Origin of the sequence: Christiangramia flava JLT2011 (assembly GCF_001951155.1) — a bacterium.
Classification (GTDB): Bacteria; Bacteroidota; Bacteroidia; order Flavobacteriales; family Flavobacteriaceae; genus Christiangramia; species Christiangramia flava.
Genome location: NZ_CP016359.1, coordinates 1,633,005 through 1,657,819, shown reverse-complemented (window position 1 = coordinate 1,657,819; position 24,815 = coordinate 1,633,005). Strand labels below are relative to the sequence as shown.

Annotated in this window: 16 protein-coding genes and 1 tRNA gene; 9 read left to right on the top strand and 8 right to left on the bottom strand. The window is 42.0% G+C overall.

What is annotated here, in order from left to right; genetic code table 11:
• Positions 1-255 precede the first annotated feature (255 nt).
• On the bottom strand, positions 256-1,653 hold the full coding sequence (locus GRFL_RS07105) for a sulfatase-like hydrolase/transferase (RefSeq protein ID WP_083643954.1): 1,398 nt from the start codon (positions 1,651-1,653) through the stop codon (positions 256-258).
• Positions 1,654-1,949: 296 nt separating this feature from the next.
• Here GRFL_RS07105 and GRFL_RS07100 point away from each other — a divergent pair, with 296 nt between their 5' ends.
• The 3 genes from GRFL_RS07100 (at position 1,950) to GRFL_RS07085 (ending at position 6,747) form a co-directional block, all read left to right on the top strand.
• Entirely contained in the window at positions 1,950-4,700 is a 2,751-nt protein-coding gene (locus GRFL_RS07100) for a glycosyl hydrolase (RefSeq protein WP_083643953.1), read from the top strand.
• 9 nt (positions 4,701-4,709) lie between these two features.
• Complete coding sequence (locus tag GRFL_RS07095) at positions 4,710-5,846, top strand: glycoside hydrolase family 88/105 protein (protein WP_083643952.1); 1,137 nt, start codon at positions 4,710-4,712, stop codon at positions 5,844-5,846.
• Between the two features lie 463 nt (positions 5,847-6,309).
• The gene (locus GRFL_RS07085; RefSeq protein WP_083643950.1) at positions 6,310-6,747 is read left to right on the top strand and encodes an alpha/beta hydrolase; all 438 of its coding nucleotides are present in this window, start codon (positions 6,310-6,312) and stop codon (positions 6,745-6,747) included.
• A gap of 769 nt (positions 6,748-7,516) precedes the next feature.
• Here the strand turns inward: GRFL_RS07085 and GRFL_RS07070 are convergent.
• Both GRFL_RS07070 and mce read right to left on the bottom strand, forming a co-directional pair.
• A tRNA-Ile gene (locus GRFL_RS07070) sits at positions 7,517-7,590 on the bottom strand.
• 65 nt (positions 7,591-7,655) lie between these two features.
• On the bottom strand, positions 7,656-8,057 hold the full coding sequence (gene mce, locus GRFL_RS07065; RefSeq protein ID WP_083646001.1) for a methylmalonyl-CoA epimerase: 402 nt from the start codon (positions 8,055-8,057) through the stop codon (positions 7,656-7,658).
• Between the two features lie 90 nt (positions 8,058-8,147).
• On the opposite strand from mce, the gene rbfA reads away from it, so the two are divergent.
• Together rbfA and GRFL_RS07055 are read left to right on the top strand one after the other, a co-directional pair.
• Positions 8,148-8,540 carry a 30S ribosome-binding factor RbfA gene (gene rbfA, locus GRFL_RS07060; RefSeq protein ID WP_083643947.1) on the top strand — a complete coding sequence of 131 codons (393 nt, stop codon included), beginning with the start codon at positions 8,148-8,150 and terminating at the stop codon, positions 8,538-8,540.
• 1 nt (position 8,541) lies between these two features.
• Positions 8,542-9,744: an ABC transporter permease gene (locus GRFL_RS07055; protein WP_083643946.1), complete on the top strand. Its 1,203-nt coding sequence runs from the start codon at positions 8,542-8,544 to the stop codon at positions 9,742-9,744.
• Here GRFL_RS07055 and dusB read toward each other — a convergent pair whose 3' ends face one another.
• From dusB to GRFL_RS07035, 4 genes are all read right to left on the bottom strand, one after another.
• Positions 9,745-10,737, bottom strand: a complete 993-nt coding sequence (dusB, locus tag GRFL_RS07050) for a tRNA dihydrouridine synthase DusB (protein WP_083643945.1) — start codon at positions 10,735-10,737, stop codon at positions 9,745-9,747.
• A gap of 51 nt (positions 10,738-10,788) precedes the next feature.
• A complete protein-coding gene (locus tag GRFL_RS07045; protein ID WP_158091597.1) occupies positions 10,789-13,143 on the bottom strand; it encodes an outer membrane beta-barrel family protein in 2,355 nt (784 codons plus the stop codon).
• Between the two features lie 172 nt (positions 13,144-13,315).
• A complete protein-coding gene (locus GRFL_RS07040) occupies positions 13,316-16,261 on the bottom strand; it encodes a serine hydrolase domain-containing protein (RefSeq protein ID WP_083643943.1) in 2,946 nt (981 codons plus the stop codon).
• Positions 16,262-16,275: 14 nt separating this feature from the next.
• On the bottom strand, positions 16,276-17,406 hold the full coding sequence (locus GRFL_RS07035) for an acyltransferase family protein (RefSeq protein WP_083643942.1): 1,131 nt from the start codon (positions 17,404-17,406) through the stop codon (positions 16,276-16,278).
• 189 nt (positions 17,407-17,595) lie between these two features.
• Here GRFL_RS07035 and GRFL_RS07030 point away from each other — a divergent pair, with 189 nt between their 5' ends.
• The 4 genes from GRFL_RS07030 to GRFL_RS07015 all read left to right on the top strand — a co-directional run bounded on the left by GRFL_RS07030 (position 17,596) and on the right by GRFL_RS07015 (position 23,540).
• Positions 17,596-18,867: an ROK family protein gene (locus GRFL_RS07030; protein ID WP_083643941.1), complete on the top strand. Its 1,272-nt coding sequence runs from the start codon at positions 17,596-17,598 to the stop codon at positions 18,865-18,867.
• A gap of 15 nt (positions 18,868-18,882) precedes the next feature.
• Positions 18,883-20,802, top strand: a complete 1,920-nt coding sequence (nagB, locus tag GRFL_RS07025; protein ID WP_083643940.1) for a glucosamine-6-phosphate deaminase — start codon at positions 18,883-18,885, stop codon at positions 20,800-20,802.
• A 184-nt stretch (positions 20,803-20,986) separates the two neighbouring features.
• Positions 20,987-21,694 (top strand): N-acetylmuramoyl-L-alanine amidase, encoded by a 708-nt coding sequence (locus tag GRFL_RS07020; RefSeq protein WP_236995894.1) that lies wholly within the window; start codon positions 20,987-20,989, stop codon positions 21,692-21,694.
• Between the two features lie 4 nt (positions 21,695-21,698).
• Complete coding sequence (locus GRFL_RS07015) at positions 21,699-23,540, top strand: outer membrane protein assembly factor BamB family protein (RefSeq protein WP_083643939.1); 1,842 nt, start codon at positions 21,699-21,701, stop codon at positions 23,538-23,540.
• Here the strand turns inward: GRFL_RS07015 and GRFL_RS07010 are convergent.
• Complete coding sequence (locus GRFL_RS07010; protein WP_083643938.1) at positions 23,537-24,751, bottom strand: C40 family peptidase; 1,215 nt, start codon at positions 24,749-24,751, stop codon at positions 23,537-23,539. The two genes, GRFL_RS07015 and GRFL_RS07010, sit on opposite strands and share 4 nt — an antisense overlap.
• Positions 24,752-24,815: the final 64 nt, after the last annotated feature.

Here is a 24,815-nt window from a genome sequence, read left to right as displayed (position 1 = left end):
TTATCACTCATTTTTAATCGGATTCGATTTCCGGAAGAAGATCACTGAGTTTTTATGATCAGAATCCTTGTAAGCCCTTTTTTCAATCGATTACATTAAAAATTATTCAAATCTATAGTTTCAAATATATTTAATGCTACCCTGTAAGGTATCCTGTACTGTACTGGATAAATCTTAAATTTTTTACTTTTTTGATGATTTAAACATGAATTTTTTAAGAAAAATTTAGTTTAGAATGAATTATTTTAAACTTTCTCAGTTTTCCAAGCCTACGTTCACTTCTTCCGCATCTTGTTTAAACTGGTCCTGAAGCAATTTTTGAAGCTCACTAACTAATTCTGGTTCATCTACAAATTTTTCATCACTTTCTTCTGGATCTTTTTCGAGATTATAAAGTTCCAATTCCGAAGAATCATTTAAATACCTAGTTCTAATAAGTTTCCAGGAATTTTTGATGATACTTTCCTGCAAATGTCCTCTTACATATATAAAATCATTAGTATTTTTATTTTCAGCAATAGCATTCCACATATTCCTGCCTTCTACATAGGGGACATTTTTATTTGTTCCCGCAACGTTCAAAATAGATGGCATAATGTCTATAACAGATATATAATTATTATTGGTTCCGGGTGAGAGTTTATTTTTCCAGTAGACTATTGCCGGAACTCTAATTCCCCCTTCATAGTTAGACATTTTAAATCCTCTAAAGGGATAGTTACTTCCCAGTGTAGCATTAGGTCCATATTTACCGTTATACTGTGTATTTGGATACCAGCTCTCCTGGGCACCATTGTCGCTCATGAAAATTATTATCGTATTATCTGCTATACCTGTTTCGCCGATCACTTTAAGAATTTCTCCTATGGAATGGTCCATATGAGTCATCGCGGCAGCATAGTCTAATCGTGAACTGTCTAAAATCACGTCGCGATACATTTCTTTCCACTTCTCTGGCTCCTGCAAAGGAATATGTGGCGCACTATAAGCCAATTGTAAGAAGAAAGGTATGCTGTCTGCACTTTTTTGTTGTATATACTTCATTGCGGCCTTACCTAAAAGATCGGTCACATGACCCTCTTCATCTATAAAACTCCCATTTTCGTGCCAGCTGGAATCCCCATTTTTATATGTATGGGCATATTGATCTATCTGCCCATGTAAAAATCCATAAGAGTAATCGAAACCATAAGCTCCAGGGCCACTTTCCGGCCTAAGACCTAAATGCCATTTTCCTAACAGGGCTGTGACATATCCCTCACCTTTTAAAACCTTTGGCAAAGTGTGAATGGTATCTGCCAGTGAAATTTCGCTTTTACCGCTAATTGGCGCAACGATCCCCATTCGGCTTGCCGGTATCCCGGTTAATAAGCTTGCTCTGGATGGAGAGCAGGTTGGATATGCATAAAAATGATTTAACTGAATCCCGTTTATTGCAAGGCTGTCAATATTAGGAGTTTTAATTTCTGAACCGTGGTAACCCACATCGTTCCAACCTGCATCATCCGCAATGATCAAAATAATATTAGGCCTGGAATTGCTAGAAATATTTTCAGCATCTGTCAAAGAATTTTTACATCCTAATAATCCAAACAAGATGGCCAAAATTGCCAGATTTATTACTGAACCAGATTTTGTTAAAGACACCTTCATTCCTGCAGCTATTATTTTAAATAGATAAAATTCACAATAAATTGATATAGCTCAAACTTAATCTACCCTTCCCCTTACTGCATCCTGTACTTTACTGCTGCTCAAATTATAAACCTTATCAGCCTTAGCGACAGGACGGCACAGGATAGACAGATTTGGTTTTTAAATTAATTTTCTGTCCTTGATGACGTTTTACTTAAACCATATTTTTGAGCTCAGGGAAGGTTATTTTAGCCTTATCAATATCTACTGAAAATAAATTTCATTTCTAATAAAGCCTAAATATTGATTCTTCTATGAATATTAAAAACTTTCCGAAAAAGTTTATTTTCCTGTTACATCTCAGCTTGTTTTGTTTTCCAAACTCATATGCGCAGCAACATGTAAGTGATCAAACTTCTGAAAATTTAAATCTTTCTAAGCCTTGGACTCGCTGGTGGTGGATGGGTAATGCCGTAGATAAGGAAAACATAAGAACGAATCTTATTGCTCTTGATAGCGCAGGGATTGGCGGGGTTGAGATCACACCCATCTATGGTGTTAAAGGGGAAGAAGCAAATTTTTTAGACCATTTATCCCCGGGATGGCTGGAAATTGTAGATTATACCATTGAATTGGCAGACAGTCTTGAGATGGGAGTGGACATGGTCCTTGGAACTGGCTGGCCATATGGCGGGCCACAGGTAGAAAGAGAATATGCTGCTACAAAACTTGTGGTGAGAAAATATGAATTGGAAAAAGGCAGGCGTATAAAACAAAAAATTATTCCTGATACTACTAAAGAGAAACAACCTGCAGATCTTTTGTATGTACTGGCCTACGGCAATGAAGGCTCATATAAAGACCTCTCTTCAATATTAAATAATGATGATCATCTTAACTGGAAAGCAAAAAAAGAGAATTTCGTTATATACGCCGTGTTTGCAGGTAAAACCGGACAAAAAGTAAAAAGAGCGGCTCCTGGTGGTCAGGGTTTTACATTAGATCACTATTCCAGCGAGGCTTTGCGGGATTACATTGAGCCTTATGATGAGGCTTTTAAGCATTTGGATAATAAGCCAAGGGCAGTATTTAATGACAGTTACGAAGTATATGGTACAGATTTCACTCCTCAATTCTTTGAGGAATTTAATAATAGGCGGGGATATGATCTTAAGCCATTCTTGCCTTTGCTCATTAGTGAAGAAAAAAATAATGAAAAAGCAAGCCGGGTAAGGAGTGATTATCGCCAGACCATATCAGAATTGTTGCTTTACAATTTTGAAGAAGATTGGACAGAATGGGCACACAGCAAAAAGTTAAAAACCCGACTGCAGGCTCACGGTTCACCCGGTAACCTCATTGACCTTTATGCCGGAGCAGATATTCCCGAGTGTGAAACGTTTGGATCCATGCCTTTTGATATTCCAGGACTTCGGAGAGAAGCGAACAATATCCGGGAGGGGGATGCAGACCCGGTAATGTTAAAATTCTCATCCTCTGCAGCACATATATCAGGCAAACCATTAACATCCTCCGAGAGTTTCACCTGGTTACGTGACCATTTTAAAACCGCCCTATCGCAAACTAAACCTGAAACGGAAGAATTACTATTAAACGGGATAAACCATATCTTCTTTCACGGTACTACTTATTCTCCCGAAAGGGCCAAATGGCCGGGATGGAAGTTTTATGCCTCTGTTAATTTTTCCCCGGTAAATACAATATGGGAAGATGCACCGGCAATGCTTTCTTTTCTAACTAATTGCCAGACCCTGCTTCAATCTGGAAAACCAGATAACGAGTTACTGCTTTACTGGCCGATTTTTGATGTTTGGGATGATTATTTAGATGGTTCGCTCTTTTTCCAATTTAAAATCCATTCCCTAAATGAATGGTTATATGGAAGGGACTTCTATACCACCGCCACAGATTTGATGAAAAAGGGTTATAGCCTGGATTTTATTTCTGATGATTTTATAAAGAAGGCCACCGTGAAAAATGGTAAAATTCAACTTCCGGGAGGTAGTTATAAAAGTATTGTAGTTCCGGACTCAGATAAGATGCCCCTGGAAACTATACAAAAACTGCTTCAGTTAAAAAAAGAAGGAGGAAGTATTATTTTTAAAGGCATTCCGGAGTCTATACCTGGACTTTTTCAATTCGAATCAAAAAACAAAGAACTTAAACAACTCATCAGCTCCAATCAAAACCTGACGAGACCTGATACAGATATTGTTTCAACCCTGAAAAAAATAAATATTTATCCTGAAACCCTTGTAGAGACAGGCTTAAAATTTATTAGAAGGAAAAAGGACGGCCAGACAATCTATTTTGTTGTTAATCATACTTTAAAAGCTTTTGACGGATACCTTCCGCTAAATGTAAATTCAGAAGTGGTTGCAATTTTTAATCCAGAAACCGGCGAAAAAGGCCTGGCTGAATTGCAAGAACTGAAAAACGGAATTAGTGTAAGAGCTAAAATCTTGCCTGGCGAATCTATTTTTCTTATAACAGATCCTGCGGAAGATCTGGTAGAATGGCCATATTATGAAACATTGGCAATAAAATATGAGATTGATAATTCCTGGAATATCGAGTTCTTAAAAGGAGGGCCTGAATTGCCTGAGAATTCTAGGATGGATGAGCCCGAATCCTGGGTTGAACTAAGCGAAACAGCTGAAGCCTTTTCAGGAACAGCAGCCTACACTTCGAAATTTGAAAAACCGAACTCAAATGCAGATGCATGGATTCTTGAGCTTGGAGATGTTCGTGAAAGTGCTAAAGTATGGATTAATGAAAAATTTATAGGAACGGCCTGGTCTAATCCATTTCAGCTTAGAATAGATGAATTAAAACCGGGAGAGAACAGCATTCGTGTTGAGGTCACTAATCTTGCTGCAAACCGCATCAGAAATCTGGAGCAAAGAGGTAAAGAATGGAAGATTTTTTATGAAATAAATATGGTAGATAAGGATTATAAAAAATTTGATGCAACTAAATGGTCTCCTACTCCCTCAGGATTGTTAGGACCAGTAACCTTAACTCCTCTCATTAAACAGAATTAATATTTGAACATGAATGCAAAATCATTTTTAGTTTTTACCTTTTTATTGAGTTTTTACAGCATTATTGCACAGGAAAGTTTTGACCGTACACAAGTTTTAAAACAAATGCAACTGGCCAATAATTATTTTATGCAAAAATGGCCTGATGTAGGCAAAACAATCATTACCAATAAAGAGCGTCCCAGCCACATCTGGACCCGTGCCGTTTACTACGAAGGCTTAATGGCGCTTCATGAAATTTATCCCAAAGAGGTGTATTACCAGTATGCATTAGATTGGGCAAATTTTCATGACTGGGGCTTCCGTAGTGGTAACGAAACCAGAAATGCCGATGACTACTGTGCGGCGCAAACCTATATTGATCTTTATAATCTGGAACCTGATTCAGAAAAGCTGAAAAATACCAGGGCTTGTATGCAGAAATTCCTACATACCTCACAAAATGGCGACTGGAACTGGATAGACGCCATCCAAATGGGAATGCCAATTTTTTCTAAAATGGGAGTTCTGGAAAAGGATTCTCGTTACTTCCAGAAGATGTATGAAATGTATATGTACACCCGTAATAAGGAAGGCGAAAACGGATTGTTCAATGAAGAAGACGGATTATGGTGGCGTGATGCCGATTTTGACCCACCCTATACCGAGCCTAATGGTGAAGATAGTTATTGGAGCCGTGGAAATGGCTGGGTAGCCGGTGCTCTGGCCAGGGTACTTTCAATCATCCCTGAAGATGCACCTCACAGAGACCAGTATATCCATGATCTGAGAACAATGGCTGAGGCCCTTACTGAAGTTCAGCGTGAAGATGGATTTTGGAACGTTAGTTTGCACGATGAAAATCATTTTGGCGGACCGGAGTTATCAGGAACCGCATTGTTTGTTTATGCTATGGCTTATGGTGTAAATAATGATCTCCTGGACAAAGGAAAATATCTACCCGTGATTGAAAAAGGCTGGAAGGCAATGACAGAAAAGGGTCTTCATGACAACGGTTTTTTGGGCTATCTCCAATCAACTGGAAAAGAACCAAAAGATGGACAGCCACTATCTTACGATAAAGCTCCTGATTTTGAAGATTATGGTATAGGATGTTTCCTGCTCGCAGGAAGCGAAGTTTATAAATTGGAAAACGGCTTTGACTAAGACATATATTTAATAAAAGATTATTAATCCTGGTAATAATCCTGTTTCAGTGTGAACTTTTTTTTGCTTAGGATAAAGTTTTGCCAGTGTGGCCCGATCAAATTCCGGGAGGAATAGTAAACGAGAATTACTAGGAGCAACCTGTAATGAGAAATGGAAAGCTAACCGGCACCAGTAAGGTTACCAAAACTGAAATAAGTATTTTTTCTCCTGAAAACCCCAATGGAACCACTGTACTGATTCTACCAGGCGGCGAATATGGTCATCTGGCTATTGAAAAGAAGGATTTAAAGTGGCTAGATAGCTCACTGTGGGGTAACCGGGATTGTTCTAAAGTACCGTCTGCAGCGATGAAATCATGGAAAACAAAGAGAACGGGCCCTTGCAGGATGCACAAGAAGCCATGCGAATAATCCGGCGAAATGCTGAAAAATGGAATCTCAATTAGGATTAGATTGGAGTTATGGGATTTTCGGCAGGAGGTCATCTTGCTGCCACACTTTCAACAAAATTCGATCTTCAAATTTATGAAACTGATCAAATAAGCGCTCGACCCAATTTTTCCGCTCTTATTTATCCCGTGATTTCCTTGGATGAGGATATCACACATATGGGATTCAGAAATAATCTCCTTGGAGAAAACGCATCTGATGAGCAGGTTAATGCATTCTCAAATGAGCTGAATGTTTCATCCAACACACCTCCAGTTTTTCTCGTACACGCTAACGATGATCATGCGGTGCCTGTTCAAAACAGTATTCGCTATTTCAGGTTATTAAAAATGAGTGAATGGCCATTTACTTCTCAGCAAGTATATTACCATAAAAGACACTTAATCAATAGAGTAAATTCAGTTCTTGTATATTATGCTTTAATTATTTTATATTTAATACTTGCTTGAAAAATAAAATGGCTTCGGAGTATTCATTTGTCTTCATTTTCTTCTTCCATGTTGAAAAACTAGACTCAAAGGTTCCGAGATTAAGAGGTTCTCGATCCATAAGTAAGCTTTCATTAAGCATTGAAAAAAACCTATCTTTCTTTTCGCCTTCAAATACTTGGATTCCATTTCGAATTAAACAATGAAAAAGGCAAAATAGCGTTCTATAACACGGCATTTTGTCCCTAACAGCTTTAAATTTGAAGTCAATTTTTTGAGAAACTTTATATCCTGAAATCAATAAATTGAAATCCTATATTTCTTCCTGATCTATTTTAAGCTCCTCATAATTGATTTTATTAAAATCTATCTTATTAAATTGAAACTCGTATGAGCGTGACTTAATTTTTCCTCTACTCTGTTTATATCCAGTAATCAAAACTGTAGAAATAAATATCCCTGCAAATACTACAATTAAATTCTTAATTCTATCGGGAGATTCAGGATAGAAAAAATGAATTTTGTAAAGAGAGAATAGAAGTCGCAAGAATAAATAAAATTAAAAAAACTCCAATTTTACTGTATTTATTTTTCTCTGGAGATTTTAAAGAGTTCGCTTTGATAACCTCTAATCTGGTAAATCCATTTGCGAAAATGGTAACTAATTTCTTCATGGTTGTAGATTTTGGAGATAATAAATGTAACCAAAAGAAAATTAGCTTATTGTACCTATGTTGTGCCCGCCAAAAATAAAAAAGCCCTGCATCTCTGCAAGGCTTATCTTTAAAAGTGGTCCCACTTGGGCTCGAACCAAGGACCACCTGATTATGAGTCAGGTGCTCTAACCAACTGAGCTATGGGACCTGATACTTTGCGTATCGGGACGGCAAATTTAGATAATTGCCCATTACAGACCAAAGAAAAAAATGCTATTCTTTATCCTGGCATAATTCTACCAACACGCCGTTTGCATCTTTCGGATGCATGAAAGCCACCAGCTTATTATCGGCACCCGGCTTGGGAATTTCATTCAGCAATCGGAAACCTTCATTCTGTAATCTTTCAATTTCAGCCTGTATATCATCTACTCCGAACGCAATGTGATGAATGCCTTCCCCTCGTTTGGAAATGAATTTGGAAATCGGGCTGTCTTCAGTAGTGCCAGCCAGTAATTCAATTTTACTCTCGCCAACCTTAAAAAAAGAAGTGATCACACCTTCACTTTCCACCGCTTCCGTTTTATAATGTTCGGCTCCCATTACTTTCCGGTATGTCTCATTGGCTGCTTCCAGGTCTTTCACTGCAATACCTATATGTTCTATTTTTTTCATCATTCCAACTTAATTGCATAACAAATATCCATAATTAAAGCTATTTTCAGCAATAGCGTAAATGACATTTAAAAATTTTACTTTTGTAGCATGGAAACAAACAGACAAAAGAAGATTGGCGGATTGCTGCAAAAAGATCTTGCAGATATCCTGCAGAATTTGCTGAGAGATAGTGGGAAGAACGGGATTCTGATTTCAGTTTCCAAAGTTCGTGTTACCACAGATCTTTCCATCGCAAAAGCTTATTTGAGCATTTTCCCATCGAAACATGCCGAGGAAACGCTGGAACAGATCCAGGAAAACAAATCGGCTATCAAGCACGAAATGGCCCAGCGCACCAAGCACCAGCTTCGTAAAATGCCCGATCTGAACTTTTATATCGATGATTCCCTGGAATATATTGATGGAATTGAGCGTTCTTTAAAAGGAGAAGAAAACCCGATCGAAAACCCGGATTTACTTCAGAAGCGCAAAAAGTCATAATTTGAGGTTTCCGCTCTACATCGCCAAGCGATACCTTTTCACCAAAAGCAAGAGCAACGCCATCAACATCATCACCGTCATCGCGGCTATTGGTGTTTTTGCTGGCGCTTTTTCGCTTTTTATTGTTTTGAGCGGATTTTCCGGACTGCGTGACTTCAGCCTGTCTTTTTCCAATGAATTTGATCCTGACCTGAAGGCTTTTCCTGATAGCGGGAAGGTGTTGAAAATTTCCGAAAAACAGCAAAAAAAGCTTTCTGAGATTCAGGATATTGAAGCCTACACGAAAGTGATCGAGGAACGGGTGTTCCTGGATTTCCGAAATAAAAACCACACCGCTTTTATCAAAGGGGTGGATACGAATTACCGCCATGTGAACCAGATCGACAGTGCGATCGTTTACGGAAACTGGCTTACGAATTCGGAACCGCAGGTAGTTCTGGGCAACGGGATCTCCAGGCAGCTTGATGTAAGTATTTACAATTACCAGAATTTACTGAAGATCATGGTGCCAAAACCCGGAAAAGGCCAGATCACCATGACCAATATCCAGAACGCTTTCAGCACGAAACATGTGATCGTGTGCGGGTTGTATAGTGTCAACGAGGAACTGGACGACAAGTATATTTTCTCGAAAATGGAACTGGCGCGAGACCTTCTGAATATGGAAGATGACGAATATTCGGCTATAGAATTCAAGCTGAAGGAAGGTGCTGATACCGATCAGGTTTCCGAAGAAATCAGTAATATTTTCGATGGAAAAGTAATGATCAAAACCCGAACGGAACTGAATGACGCGCTCAATAAAATGCTGAATTCAGAAAACCTGTTTGTTTACCTTATTTTCACGCTTGTACTTACTATTGCATTGTTTAATGTGGTAGGATCGATCATCGTGATGATCCTGGATAAGCGGGAAAACATCAAAACACTCCATAGCCTGGGCGCAACGCCAAGCCAGATCAAAAATATCTTCTTTATGCAAGGAATGCTAATGACCTGCTTAGGCGGCTTGATTGGCCTTGTGGTAGCGATCATCCTTATCATTCTGCAAATGAACTTTGACCTGGTGATGATCACTCCAAGCCTGCCATATCCTGTAGAAATGAAAGCGGAAAATATCCTGATTGTGATCGTAACGATCTTCGTTCTTGGGCTCATTGCTTCCTACATCGCTGCGGGAAGAAGTCAAAAAGCGCTCGGTTAATTACGCAAATTCGTAATCGGCGAAATCTCTTTCCACCTCATCAAAAGCTTTAAAAACGTCTACGGAATCATCGCTGGTCACCATTTTGGTTCGGTATTCCTTGAAGTGCGGAATTCCTTTAAAATAATTGGTGTAATGGCGACGGGTTTCAAATACCCCAAGTTTCTCACCTTTCCAGTCGATAGCCATTTGTAAATGCCTTCTAGCGGCATCTAAGCGTTCTTTCATGGTTGGAGCAGGAAGATGTTCACCAGTCTCAAAATAATGCTTTACTTCTCTGAAAAACCACGGATAACCAATGCTGGCACGACCGATCATCGCACCATCCAGGCCGTAATCGTCGCGCATCAGTTTTGCCTTTTCAGGAGAATCAACATCGCCATTTCCAAAAACCGGGATGTGCATTCTTGGATTATTCTTTACTTCAGCGATAGGCCCCCAGTTAGCTTCTCCTTTATACATTTGGGCACGGGTACGCCCATGAATGGAAATCGCCTGGCAACCTACATCCTGTAACCTTTCAGCAACTTCAAGAATTTTAATGGAATCGTGGTCCCAACCCAATCTTGTCTTTACAGTAACCGGCAATTTGGTGTGCTTGACCATCGCTTCGGTTAGAGAAACCATCAGGTCAATATCTTTCAGAATTCCGGCGCCGGCTCCTTTGGAAACCACTTTTTTAACCGGGCAACCAAAATTGATATCGATAATATCCGGTCCCGATTTTTCCACGATTTCAACCGATTGTAACATCGATTCCAGGTTTGCCCCGAAGATCTGGATCCCTACCGGGCGTTCCTTTTCATAAATATCCAGCTTCATGGTGCTCTTCGCCGCATCGCGAATCAATCCTTCCGAAGAAATAAATTCGGTATACACCACATCGGCGCCCTGCTCCTTACACAATGCGCGAAAAGGCGGGTCACTCACATCTTCCATCGGTGCTAAAAGCAACGGGAAGTCTCCTACATCTATATTTCCAATTTTTGCCACAACCAGTTTGTTTGAGGTTGCAAAATTACAGAAATACTTGATAAGTAAAAATCAGGGATTTAAGCGATCTCTTTCTGCCTCGTTAATCGTGCGCTCATTATCGTCCAGGCGGAAGTTTCCGAAGTTGTATTTGAAACCAATTTTCACGTTTCTGTTTTCAATAAAGCTGAAGTAACTATTACTTTGATTCAGATAATCTGAAGTGAGCCTGGTATTCGTAGAATTGAAAATATCATTGAAATCCAGCGTTAGCACCGCACGATTGTTCCATAATGTTTTACGAACTCCAACTGAAACAGTCGTCATCGGCTCCATTTTATAAGAGCCAACCAGGTAATTACTCAAATGCTGCGCAAACATATTTCCCTCCCAGGTACCATCCTGAGACAGGGTAAAAATATTATAAACATAAGCCTGGATTCCTTCCACATCCCTGGTCACTTCCACATTGCCACTTTCAAGTGCCTGGAACGTGTTTTCCTCGTGAAATAAGGATGTAAACATTTGTGCATACCACCAATTGGTGATCGACCGGCTATGAAAAATATCCACTCCGTAGGATTTGCTGTTGATCAAATTCTGGCTCACCGTTCTCAGGGTCAGATTCTGATTATCCTGGAAAACAAGATTTTCCGGGGTTTTCCCATTATCACGATAATAGAAATCGAAGAAATACGAGTTCTTCAGCGTATAATTCAAATTGAAATTGTTGCTGATGGAAGCGATCAAATTTGGGTTCCCGGCGTTGTAATTCGTTTCATTCAGAAAATAGCGGAAAGGATTCAGGCTTTCATATCTAGGCCGCTGAATTCTTCGGCTGTAATCAAGCGTAAAACTGTGATCGTCTGCAGCTCGATATTGCAAATAGGCCGTTGGGAATAACTGGAAATATTCGCGATTGATCACCTGGTCGAGCACCAGCGATTCGCCACGCCTGTCGGTATATTCCCCGCGAAGTCCAAGCTTACCGCTCCACTTCTCCCAGTCATGCGATAAACTGGTATACAACGCGTAAATATTTTCAGAATAAATAAAATGATCGGAAAGATTTACATACAAATTACCCTGAATTTCGTCGGCATCCATATAATCGATCTGACTATCAGATTCGATTCCTGAAAATTTCGCGCCGGTTTCCAGAGCCGAACCTCCAAGGGTCGTAGTATAATCTATCTGCCCTGTGAAAATATCGATATTCTGAGTAGCATCGGTATTAAAATCTATGGAATTCAGCAAATTTCCAGAAGGATCGTAGTAATTCGAGTTCACATACTGCTCGCGATCCTGTTGGAATTTGGTGTAATGTGTCTTGACCGAAAGATTGGCGCCATTCTCAAAGTTGGTATCATATCCAAGATTCAACGCGATGTTATCCTGATCGGTAAAAACTTCAGAATCGGTAAGCAAAATCGAATCCAGTTGTCGTTGAGAATCTTTCATTTCGGTCCTCACCGAATTATCAAACTCGGTATTCGGCGTGAAATTCGCGTTTACTGAAAAATTCAGTTTACTATTTTCACTGATCTGGTAATCTAAAATTGCATTGGCATTGTGAGCCTGGCTGTTTGTTTCCCGGGTAAAATCGGTATCCCATCGGGAATACAGCTGCCCGTTACGCATAAAATTGATATAGCTGTCATCATTTTTATACTGTTTCTTAGGGCTGAAAGAATAATTGGCAAAAACATCCAGCTTCTCTCCCTGGAAATAATGGCTGGTTCCAAGCTGGAATTTTGGATAGATCGCCTGTGTATAATTCCCTTCCAGGCTTCCTTTATATCCTGCGGAAATTGCTTTGGAAGTCGTAATATTCAAAATGGCGCCACCTTCAGCATCGTATTTCGCCGGCGGATTCGTAATGATCTCGATCGCTTTAATGTTTTCTGCGGAATAGCTTTCCAGCAGCGTTTTAAGTTCTGAAGCTGATAAATGGATCTTATTCCCATTCAGGTAAACCTGTACAGCAGAGTTCCGAACCATCAAATTTCCCTGATTATCGATCACTCCAGGCGCTTTTCGCAGCACATCCCAGGTGTTGCCACTGGAAAGATTGGAGTTTTCCACATCAAAAACGATGCGGTCTACCTCGCGGGTGATCTTCGGTTTACGCGCATTGATGGTTACTTCATCGAGGGCGTCGCTGGAATACTTCAGCTGAAAATTCTTCAATTTGGTATTTCCATCAACCTCCAGCGCTTTTAAATAATCTTCAAAACCGATGAACGAAACCTTGATCACATATTTTCCGTCTTCGATGTTCTCCAGCAGGAAATCACCATTTTCTTCGGAAACAACACCTTTGATCACGCTGGTCGAATCTTCAGCCAGCAAGATCACGTTCGCATAGGCCACAGGATTTTTCTCCTGGTCACGCAATGAACCTTCAACCCGGTTCTGGGCGTTCAAAAAAGAGCAAAAAATTAGGGAAAAAAGTAAGAAAACGTACTTAATATTCATGGATGGTTTTAGTCTAATTCAGCAAATCAAGCACAAATATAGAATTAATTGAAAATCTGCCAAGCAAAATTTCAATCCTATACAACTGATAACTAAATCGTTAAATCACCCCGAATATTGCCTATTTTCCGGTTTTTATCGCATCATATAAAGCCTGTTGAATTTTAGTGCGCGTGTTCAAACGGTAAAGCCTGGTATTCTCGCGCGTGGGCAACACCCGGTTGGAAAGAAAAACATACAACAGTTGTTCCTGAGGATCCATCCAGACCATCGTTCCGGTAAAACCGGTATGCCCAAAACTGTCACTGCTGGCGTCTTTCGCGGTATTGTTGTCTTCCCCGATGTACTCGAGATTTGGCTTATCAAACGCAAGACCACGGCGGTTATCATTCTCCGGAAACTGCACCTTACTGAATTCTTTCAGGGTTTCTTCGGAAATAAATCGCTCCCCGGCGTATTCACCCATATTGAGGTAAAGCTGCATCAGTTTCGCAAGATCATTGGCGTTGGAAAAAAGTCCTGCGTTGGCTGAAACCCCGCCCATCATGATCGCGCCTTCATCATGCACCCGGCCATGAATGACCTGGTGGCGGAAGAAAAAATCACTTTCAGTGGGAACGATGCGATCGAGTTGAAAACGTTCCATTGGCTCGTAACCCAAGGTTGTGGCGCCCAGCCTGTCATAAAATTCAGAACGTATGTAGTGGCGAAATTCGTCACCCGTGAGGTTCTCCACGATTGACGGTAAGAGATAAAATAGGAGTCCGGAATATTTATATTTTGCTTCTTTTTCCAGCGGCGACTGTTTGATCGCCTTAAAAATCTGGTGTTTATAATTTTTATGAAGCCACAACTCCTCTTTGACCTTTATTGGAAACCTGGCCGAAGAATCTTTTTGAAACGTATTCCATTTAAAACTGCCATTTTTCCGAAGCGTATTCTGCCAGTATGGAATCCAGGGTTTGAAACGTGCCTGGTGCGCCAGGATCTGCCGGAAAGGAACCCCGGCTTTATTCGAATTTTTGAAATACGGAAGATAATCGTCGATCCCCGCCTGCAGGTCAAATTTCCCTTGATCATAAAGCTGCATGACCGCGGGCAAAGCTGAAGAGATCTTGGTAACCGAAGCCAGGTCATACAAATCGTCTTTTTCAACATGTATGGTGTCGCTATAACTATGAAGGCCGTATGCCTTATGAAAAACCACTTTTCCGTTCCGCGCGACCAGGACCACGCCGCCAGGAATCGCTTTCTGGCTGATGGCGTCCTGCATCAGCGAATCGATCTGGGGTACCAGTATTTCTGAATTCATCCCGGCAGCTTCGGGAACGGTATACTGAAAACGTCCAATTCCGTCAATAGAAATTCCATCTCCTGCGCGAAACTTTTGGCCGATGCTTACTGGAAGTTTCCCGCTGGCGCCAATTCCGCCGAAAATGAGCTGTGCCGCAACTTCTTCGGTGATTTGGGAATCCTGGTAGGAAGCGATCAAAACCGGCGAATCTTCGATATTTTCGAGATCATTAATCGTATACGGGTTTTTGAAAAGTGCCGTGATCACGTTCTTCTGCTGAAAAACCGACTTCAGGAATTCCCTGTTTTCTTCGGAATACTGGATCGTGTTCCGCGGAAATTTACTGTGATCGTGCAGCCCTAAAATGACCAGGTTGTAATTTTCCAATTGCTCTTTTATGGAATCAATTTGCTTTTTTCCAGCATCAGCCGGGAGTTGAAAATGGGAAACTTCGGTATAGAGTTCCAGGTAGTCCTGAAATTCGGTCTGCTTCTCTGCTCCTACTGAAATACTTGCCACTTTCAGCGTATCCAGCCTTCGCAATGGCAAAAGCTCATTATTCAGTAGCGTTACCGATGCTTCGGCCAACTGGTGATTGAGATAAACAGCCTGTGGATTGTTCAGGTCCTGCATCATATTTTCGATCGAAGTTGGCTCATATTTGTCGAGCCCCACCCATTGTTTTAAAGCGAGTACCTTCCGAAGTCTGTTATCGATCTGTTGTTGTGAGATCAGTCCGTTTTTAACTGCCTTTCGTACCTCGCTGATCGCTCGCGGCACGTCTTCCGTAAATTCCAGCAGGTCATTTCCGGCTACCAGTGCTTCTTCATCAACCACCCCCGGTTCCTTGCCCTTGGTGACACCTTTCATATTCATGGCATCTGTGATCACAATTCCGCGAAAATCGAGGCTGTCCTTCAGGATGTCGCTGATGATCTTTTTAGACAGGGTGGAAGGCACGCCGGAGGAATCCAGTGAAGGAATGTCCAGGTGGGCGACCATTACCCCGCCAATTCCCGCGCGGATCATTTGCCGAAATGGGTACATTTCAATAGAATCCAGTCTTTGGCGCGAATGGTTGATCTGTGGGAGAGCCAAATGGGAATCGGTATCGGTATCTCCATGTCCCGGAAAATGTTTTGCAGTAGTAAGGATATATTCAGATTGCATTCCCTGCATATACGCAATGCCTTTCCGACTAACGTTTTCGCGGTCTTCCCCGAACGAACGGAAATTGATCACCGGGTTGCCCGGATTGTTATTCACATCTACCACCGGCGCCAGGTTGATATGCAAACCGCTGCGTTTCACCTGCCTGGCCACTTCCTGCCCCATTTCATATAAAAGAGAATCATTTTGAACCGCACCCAGGCTCATCTGGAACGGGTAGCTTATGGTGCCGTCCAGGCGCATGCCCAGTCCCCATTCCGCATCAATGGCGCCCAATAGTGGAACTTCGCTCACAAGCTGATAATCATTCATCAGTTTTGCCTGACTCACCGGATCTCCCTGGAAAAAAACGAGTCCGCCAATTTTTTGTTCTTCGATCAGTTTCAGGATCTCCTGGCGGTGTTCCTCGCCGCGATTGGAATAGGCCGCAACCATGATGAGCTGGGCTACGCGCTCGTCTGGCGACAGCTTCTTCATAATGGAATCTACCCATTTGCTATTGGTGAACTTCAGGAATTCAGGCTCTACCGTGCCGGATTGTTGCGCAAACAGGCCGGAAGCGAGCATGATAAAACCAAGGAAAAAGATCTTTTTTGAGAACATTATCGATATCGTATTTAAACTTTGATGTAAATTTTATTTCTGTCGAGCACATATCCAAGCAACCACAGCGACAGCATGAAAGATAAGGCAAATAATAAAGATGCATTGTATGGATCCAGCCAGCTTTGGAAGACTTCGCGATAGATGATCGCCTTCAGGCTTTCTCCATTGATCTGTATGAAATTGAGCAATTTGATGAGCACGCCAGACATGATAAAAATGAAAAGCGGGTTCCTTCCGAAAGCCTGGAAAAAATAGGTCCACCTGGATATCTTCGCAATTTCGGTTATAAAAATGAGCAGCGCGATAAGGAGCAGATCCCAGCCGGTGCTATAAACCACAAAGGAACTCGTCCAGATTCCTTTATTTATAGGGAAGAAAATATTCCAGAATTTTCCAATTCCCAGCAAGATCACTCCCATGCATAGCAAACTCACGACAAGCTTGATCTTTTTGGGGTTTTTCTGAATGAATCTTCCGCAGAGGTAACCGGCTATGACGTTTACGATTGCCGGCAGGGTGCTGAGCAATCCTTCCGGATCAAAAGACTGCCCGAAGCCTTTCCATAGATTCTCCTTCGGAAAAACCAGCAGGTCAAATTTTAAGGCCGCGTTATTCGGAAGCGAATATGGATCAGGATGAGTCCCGAAAAACCACATGATTCCCCAATAGGCCAGTAAGAAGAATACTGAAAGTGCCAGGGCGCCACGAGATTTTAAATAATGAATGATGATCGACGCGAAAAAATAGCAAAGCGCGATCCGCTGAAGCACGCCCATAATACGCATTTCAGTAAAATCTTTCCACACGATCCCTTCTTCGGTTCGCGTAACCAGCGGAAAGGCCGTTAATAAAAGACCAATTAAAAAGATCAGCAGGCTCCTTTTCAGAATCTTTTGCCAGAAAGCACGTTCTCCGGCAGCTTCATATTTTTTCAGGCTAAAGCTCATGGCGTTTCCAACCACGAACAGGAAGGTAGGAAAAACAAGGTCAGTGGGTGTGAAACCATGCCAGGGCGCGTGTTCAAAGGGCGCATAGATAGTAGACCAGCTTCCTGGAGTATTCACGACGACCATTAAAGCAATAGTGAGGCCGCGAAGCACATCCAGAGACAGATACCTTTTTAAAGAAGTTTGAACCAACATAATATGTTTCAGAATTATAAAAGTATAAATTTTAACCAAATAAAAAATCTTTTATAAAATTTTTAGTTAAGTTTTTATTTTAGAAGTTTTTTTATCTATTTTTAATCTCTCGTTAGACACTTTCTTTTAAAATCTATATTTTAATAGTTTTTAATGCTTTCATGAATTATTGAACTATTACAGCAGCTTATGGCAAAAGATTTAAAGGATTTCCTGGTTAAAGATGAACAACTGGCCGGGATCAGCAATGTGGAAAGAAAAAAATACCTTCAGAAAATTAAGATTATCAAGCATCTGTTTCTGAATGGTGAGACGAGCAATGCAGATATCTGCAACAAATTCAATGTAAGTCTCCCAACCTCCATGGCATTGATCAACCAGTTAAAAGAGGCCGATATCGTTGTCAAGAAAGGCCAGGGAAAATCAGATGGAGGAAGAAAACCCGATCTTTTCGGGTTGCGGGAACACCTGTTTTTTGTCCTGAGCATTCATATTGAACGATCGAACATCAAATTCGCCATCATCGATAACAATCACAGTATCGTAGCCGAGCGAAATGTGGAAAAGGAAATCTCCCCTTCAGCCAATATCGTGGATGACCTTTATGAACTTTCCCAGGACCTTATCAAAGATTCAGAAATCAGCCAGGATAAAATCATGGGTGTGGGAATTAGCATGCCCGGCCTGGTTTCTACGGAAGAAGGTAAAAACTTCACTTATTACCTCAGCGACCAGGAACCGGAGTCACTTCAGAATAAACTGGAGAAAACTTTCAAAAAACCGGTGGCAATTCTGAATGATGCCAAAAGTGCCTGTCTTGCTGAATTTCGCTATGGGCTTGCCAAGAATCGGCAGGATGTGCTGGTGATCTCTATGGACTGGGGAATTGGCCTGGGCATCATCATGGGCGGAAAAATGCATTCCGGCTCTTCGGGATTTGCCGGGGAATTCGGGCATATTCCCATGACCGAAGACGGCCAGCTTTGCCACTGTGGAAAAAGAGGCTGCCTGGAAACCGAAGCTTCCGGCCTGGCGCTGGTGAAAAAGGCCAAGGAAGGCCTGGATGCAGGAGAAACCTCCCTGCTTAACGAATTACTGAAAAATAAATACGATCGCCTGGAACCACAGGTGATCATCGAAGCTGCCAATAAAGGCGACCAGTTCGCCATTAACGTCATTTCAGAAATAGGCATTCAGCTTGGAAAGGGAATTTCCATCCTCGTTCAGATCTTCAACCCGGAACTGATCATTTTGGAAGGAAAGATCGCCGATGCGCGGCAGTTCATCACCACTCCCGTGCAGCAGGCCATGAACACTTACTGTATGATGCAGCTGAAAGAAAGAACAAATATTGCGCTGTCCACACTCGGGCCCAACTCAAGCCTGTATGGTGGGATCATCGCGGTCATGGAAACCATTTTCCATGAACAAACCAACCTGATCAAATCACACATCAATTAAATTGTAACAACTCCAATGGCCAGATTAAACCTCTTAGAAGAAACCAGATTCGAAAAACTTCCGGTTAGTGTTTTTGAAAATGAAGACATCGCCGCTAAAAAAGTGGCACTTCGAATTTCAGACATCATTAAAAGCAAACAACGAAGAGGTGAAAATGCGGTTTTGGGATTGGCAACCGGCGCAACCCCTGTAGGTGTTTACGAAGAGCTGGTACGACTTCACCAGGAAGAAGGCCTGAGTTTTAAGAATGTGATCACTTTCAACCTCGATGAATATTTTCCCATGCAGCCAGAGGCCAAGCAAAGTTATGTTCGCTTCATGGATGAGAACCTGTTCAATCATATCGATATTCGCCGGGACAACATCCATATTCCTGACGGAACCCTGGAAAAAGAAGAAATTACCGATTACTGCCTGGCTTATGAACAGAAGATCTCGGCCGTTGGTGGCCTCGATCTGCAAGTGCTGGGAATTGGTAGAACCGGCCACATCGGTTTTAACGAACCCGGTTCGGCTCCCAACTCCGGAACTCGCCTGGTAACGCTGGATGATCTTACCAGAAGAGATGCTTCCCGCGATTTTGGAGGAAAAGAAAACGTGCCTACCAAGGCGATCACTATGGGTATTGGGACGATTTTCAAAGCGAGGGAGATCATCCTGATGGCCTGGAACAAGAAAAAAGCGCCGATCATCAAAAAAGCGGTGGAAGGGGAAATATCCAGCAGTGTCCCTGCCACTTATCTTCAGCTGGCAGAAAACGTGGAATTTATCCTGGATAAGGAAGCAGCTTCAGAGTTAACCCGTTTTGACACGCCTTGGCTGGTAAAAGATTGCCTATGGGACGAAAGCCTGATAAAAAAGGCCGTGATCTGGCTCTCCCGGAAACTTCAGAAACCTATCCTGAAGCTTACCGAAGAAGATTACAACGCCAACGGAATGGCGCAGCTCATCACCGATCAGGGAACGGCCTACGACATCAATATCAAGGTGTTCAATATCCTCCAGCACAGCATTACCGGCTGGCCGGGTGGAAAACCAAAAGCCGATGATTCCCAAAGACCGGAACGTGCCAGGCCGGCCCGAAAAAGGTCGGTCATATTCAGCCCGCATCCAGACGATGATGTGATTTCGATGGGTGGGACCTTTATACGCCTTGTTGACCAGGGACATGACGTGCATGTGGCGTATCAAACTTCAGGTAACACCGCAGTTTGGGATACAGATGTGCTTCGGTATGTGGAATTTGCTATCGATTTCAATAAAAGTATCGGCGATGATACTTCCAAGCTGGAAGCCACTTACGACAAAATGTGGAAGTTCTTCAGCAAGAAAAAACCTAATGACATAGACATTCCGGAGGTTCGGGATGTGAAAGCCTTCATCAGGAAGACCGAAGCTATCGCCGGAGCGCGTTACGCCGGGTTGAATGATGAAAACATCCATTTTATGGCACTTCCATTCTACGAAACCGGGAAAAAGGTGAAAAAACCAATGACCGAAAAAGATGTGAAGCTTACCATGGAACTGTTACAGGAAATCAAACCGCACCAGGTCTTCACAGCCGGTGATTTTGCCGATCCACATGGGACGCATATCGTTTGCTTCCATATCGTGCTGGAAGCACTCAACGAGCTTCGGAAGACCGAAGAATGGACCAAGGATTGCTGGTTATGGATGTACCGCGGTGCCTGGCAGGAATTCCACGTACATGAAATTGAAATGGCCGTTCCGCTTTCTCCGCAGGAAGTGGAGAAAAAACGAAATGCTATTTTCCAGCACCAGTCTCAAAAAGACCGACCTGTTTTTCCTGGAGATGACGAGCGTGAATTCTGGGTGAGAGCCGAAGAGCGCAACAGGGAAACTGCAGAACAGTACCATAAGCTCGGTCTGGCCAATTACGAAGCTATGGAAGCTTTTGTGAGATGGAAGTTTTAAGATGAAAAAATTAAACCTATACCTGGTCGTTTTAGCTACGGTTTTCGCCTGTAGCCCCAATCCCTACAAAACGACCAACCGTTATTATAAGAAGCGCGCTGCGGAATTTTCTTAGGAACTGAAACAGCTTCCCATTACCGAAAATAGGACCGACACCCTGTTCCTGGATTACGCCGATTATCCTGTGGCGACTACGAATTTCAATCTCCGCAGGCCTAATTATGTGGTAATTCACCACACCGCGCAGGATTCGGTGGCACAAACCCTGAAAACGTTCACGCTTCCCAAAACCCAGGTAAGTGCGCATTACGTGATCGCTCAAAATGGTAAAATCTATCATATGCTGAACGATTATTACCGCGCCTGGCATGCCGGTGTTGGAAAATGGGGTAATAACCAGGATCTGAATTCCTCTTCCATAGGGATCGAGTTGGATAATGACGGGTTTACTGAATTTTCAGCTTTACAGATTCACAGTTTATTGAAACTGCTCGGTTTTCTCAAGGAAGAATACGGCATTCCTCAGGCGAATTTTATTGGCCATTCTGATCTGGCTCCCAGCCGAAAGGTAGATCCCAATAAATTTTTTCCGTGGAAAACCCTGGCAGAAAATGGCTATGGTTACTGGTATGACGAAGAAAAGATAGACCGTATCAAAATGGCCAAAGACAGTCTGAATTCTGAAGAATTTCCGACCGCTTTGCCGAAAGAACTCCTTGTTCCCGAAAATTTTGACCCGCTCCTGGCGCTTCGGATTATTGGATACGATATTTCCAAACCCGAATCGGCCATCCAGGCTTTTGAACTGCATTTCCTCCAGAATGAACCCGACGGAAAACTGAACGACCGCGAAATCAAAATCCTTTACAACCTGGTTTTTAAATATCTCTGAAATTATGAATTTCAACAAGTACCTTCTATTCCTTTTTCTACTGGCAATTTCATTTACTACCCAGTCTCAGGATTTCACATTTGCTCATGTAACTGATACGCATATTGGTACGGAAACGGCTGCGGAAGATCTAAACAGAACGGTTCGCGATCTCAATACCCAAAAAGAAATAGAGTTTGTGCTTTTTACCGGGGATATCACAGAAATGGGAACAGACGAAGAGATAGCAGAAGCTAAAAGCATACTGGATCATTTAGAAATTCCCTATTACATCATTCCAGGTAATCACGACACAGGATGGTCTGAATCTGGCGGTGTGAGTTTCATAAAAACATTCGGTTCAGATAAATTTGTATTCGAAAAACACGGCTATAAATTCATTGGAAATGCCTCTGGGCCTTACGTCAGAATGTCTGATGGTCATATTTCCAGAGATGCGATTATTGCCCTGGATAGCGTTTTGAGAACGACCTCTAAAAAGCAAAAATTGATACTTGTTAATCATTATCCTTTAAATGAAAGTTTAGATAACTGGTATGAAATTACCGAACGCGTTAGAGATTATAATGTTCAGTTCGCTCTTTGCGGTCATGGGCACAGAAACAAAGCTCTAGATTTTGAAGGAATTCCCGGAGTAATGGGACGATCCAATTTAAGAGCAGGCGATAGTATTGGAGGTTACAATATTGTCAAGATTAAAGATGATGTTGTGAGCTTCTACGAAAAAAAACCCGGAGAAACCAGGGAAAATAGCTGGCATCAAATATATTTAAATGACAACGCTAATGTTGAACAGAAAACTTATACCAGACCGGATTACAGCGTCAATGACTCCTTTCCTAATGTGCGAAAAATTTGGAGTTTTCACTCTGAAGCAAATGTAATTTCCACCCCCGCCATTATTAAGAATAAGGTCATTTTCGGCAATAGCACAGGCTTAATCGAAGCGATTTCTTTAAACGATGGTACTTCTATTTGGAAATTTCAGACTAAGGGTGGAATATTCTCATCGCCGGCAGCCTTTAAAAATTCGGTTATATTGGGTTCCGGAGATGGAAATATCTATCGCATCAACGATCGGGGAGAAATGATTTGGAAATTTCTTACTGAAAAATCTGTCCTTGGATCTCCTATAATTGAAGGAGATACTGTTTTTATTGGTGCAAGCGATGGAAAATTTAGAGCCATCAACGCCGAAACAGGTACCGAAATTTGGGAATTTTCAGGCTTGAAAGGTCCCGTGGTTAGTACTCCCTTGATTCATAAAAATCATATCATTTTCGGTGCATGGGATAAAAGCCTTTATGCATTACAGAAGAATACCGGAGACCTTCTTTGGAAATGGGATAATGGTTCGGCTAACCGAATGTTCTCTCCTGCAATGGTCATACCCGTAGGCATCGGGAATACAATATACATTGTAGCACCAGATCGGTTTATCACGGCGATAGACCTGCATACAGGTAAAACACTTTATAGAAGTAACGAAGTAACGGTAAGGGAATCTTTGGGTGTTTCTGAAAAACAAGATCTTTTATATGCCAAAACGATGAATGACACCCTTGTGGCATTCAAACCACAAGGCGAAAATACTTCAATTGCATGGAAAGCCGATTTAAATTATGGTTACGACCACACGCCCTCTATGCTCTATGAAAAAAACAATAACATTTTCTTTGGCGGTAGAAATGGAGTTATTTTTTGCGTGAATAGCGAAAACCGAAATATCCTCTGGAAATATAAACTCGATAATTCCATGATTAACAATATAAAGCTTTTGGGTCGCAATAAAGTTCTTGCATCTTCCATGGACGGAAAAGTGGTTCTTTTAGAATACGATAATTAAATAGAATCCTGAACAAATAGTTTTTCATCCTTTAGGTTGAGCATCAAGTCCCGGTCTTCGTTCAGCAGTCGCTTGGAACGCAGGTAGCGGTTGTAGTTGTATTCATCAAAATCAGTTGCGGTGCTATCAAAATTGCTGATATGAACCTCTCCCATCGAATGCACAAAATGATCGTTCCCAATCCACATTCCCACGTGTACCACACGCTCCGAAGTAGAATCGGTTGCGGGCCTTCCGAAGAACAATAAGTCTCCGGGTTCCAAGTTTTTAAAATTGCGGGTGGAATCCACCAGTTTCCCGGCATGAACCTGTTGCGAAGCATCTCTTGGCAGCACGAAACCGTTCATAAAATATACCGTTTTGGTAAAGCCGCTACAATCTACTCCCTTACTGGAGGTCCCACCCCATAAATACGGTAATCCCATAAGTTTTTCCGAAGTTTTCACCAAGCTTTCCTCGGTTTGGTCTAGCGATGCTAGCCAGTCTTTATAAGGTTCTGCCTGCGACTTCTGGATAAAGGCCTTTTTGGAATTAGGATAACTAACTTCATAAAAACCACCATTCTCACCTTCCAACTGAAGAATGTCACCAGCTACCAGATCACCCACCATGGCCGAGCCCGGGCGAGCTGCCTCCACAGATTCGCCGTAGGTATCTGTAAAAATGAGTTTTTCAGCATCCAGCCAGTTCGTAAATTCCGCTGTGGTCATATTTTGAATGCCTCCGTAATCCACCCATGCCAGGTAACCATCTGGCGCCTGTACGTAATACCAGCCGCCTTCTCTTTTCAGCACTTTCAGGGGCATTCCAAGGGTCACCTGCGTCACCAGCTGCGCCGAATGTTTGGGTTCATCACGAAGATTGGCTACAGAAATTGGCACCACTCCCAAAATTTTGGATTCCAAAGCCGCAGTATCTGGCAATACCCGAACGCTATCCACAAAAGTGACTTCGCTTGCTCTCAGTTTTCTTTTGAGACTGTCGAGGGCTTCCGGCATATTGGTCTCACCCTTCAGAATGATCCCGTCTTCCTGTTTTTCCGCATCGACAGAAAACAAGGCCACTCGACCATCTGGTGCATACGCTTTTTGGATCTGCCCAATTTCATCCTGAAGCGGTGCTTCTGATTCGGTTTTCTCATTTTGATCCTGATCACAGGAGATCAAGGTTAAAAAGGCAAATGCGATGGGTAGTAGGTGTATTTTTTTCATCTTCTGTTGATTTCAGATTCCAAATTAAAAAAACTGCAAGGCTTCTCCCGCAATTATGTTCAAA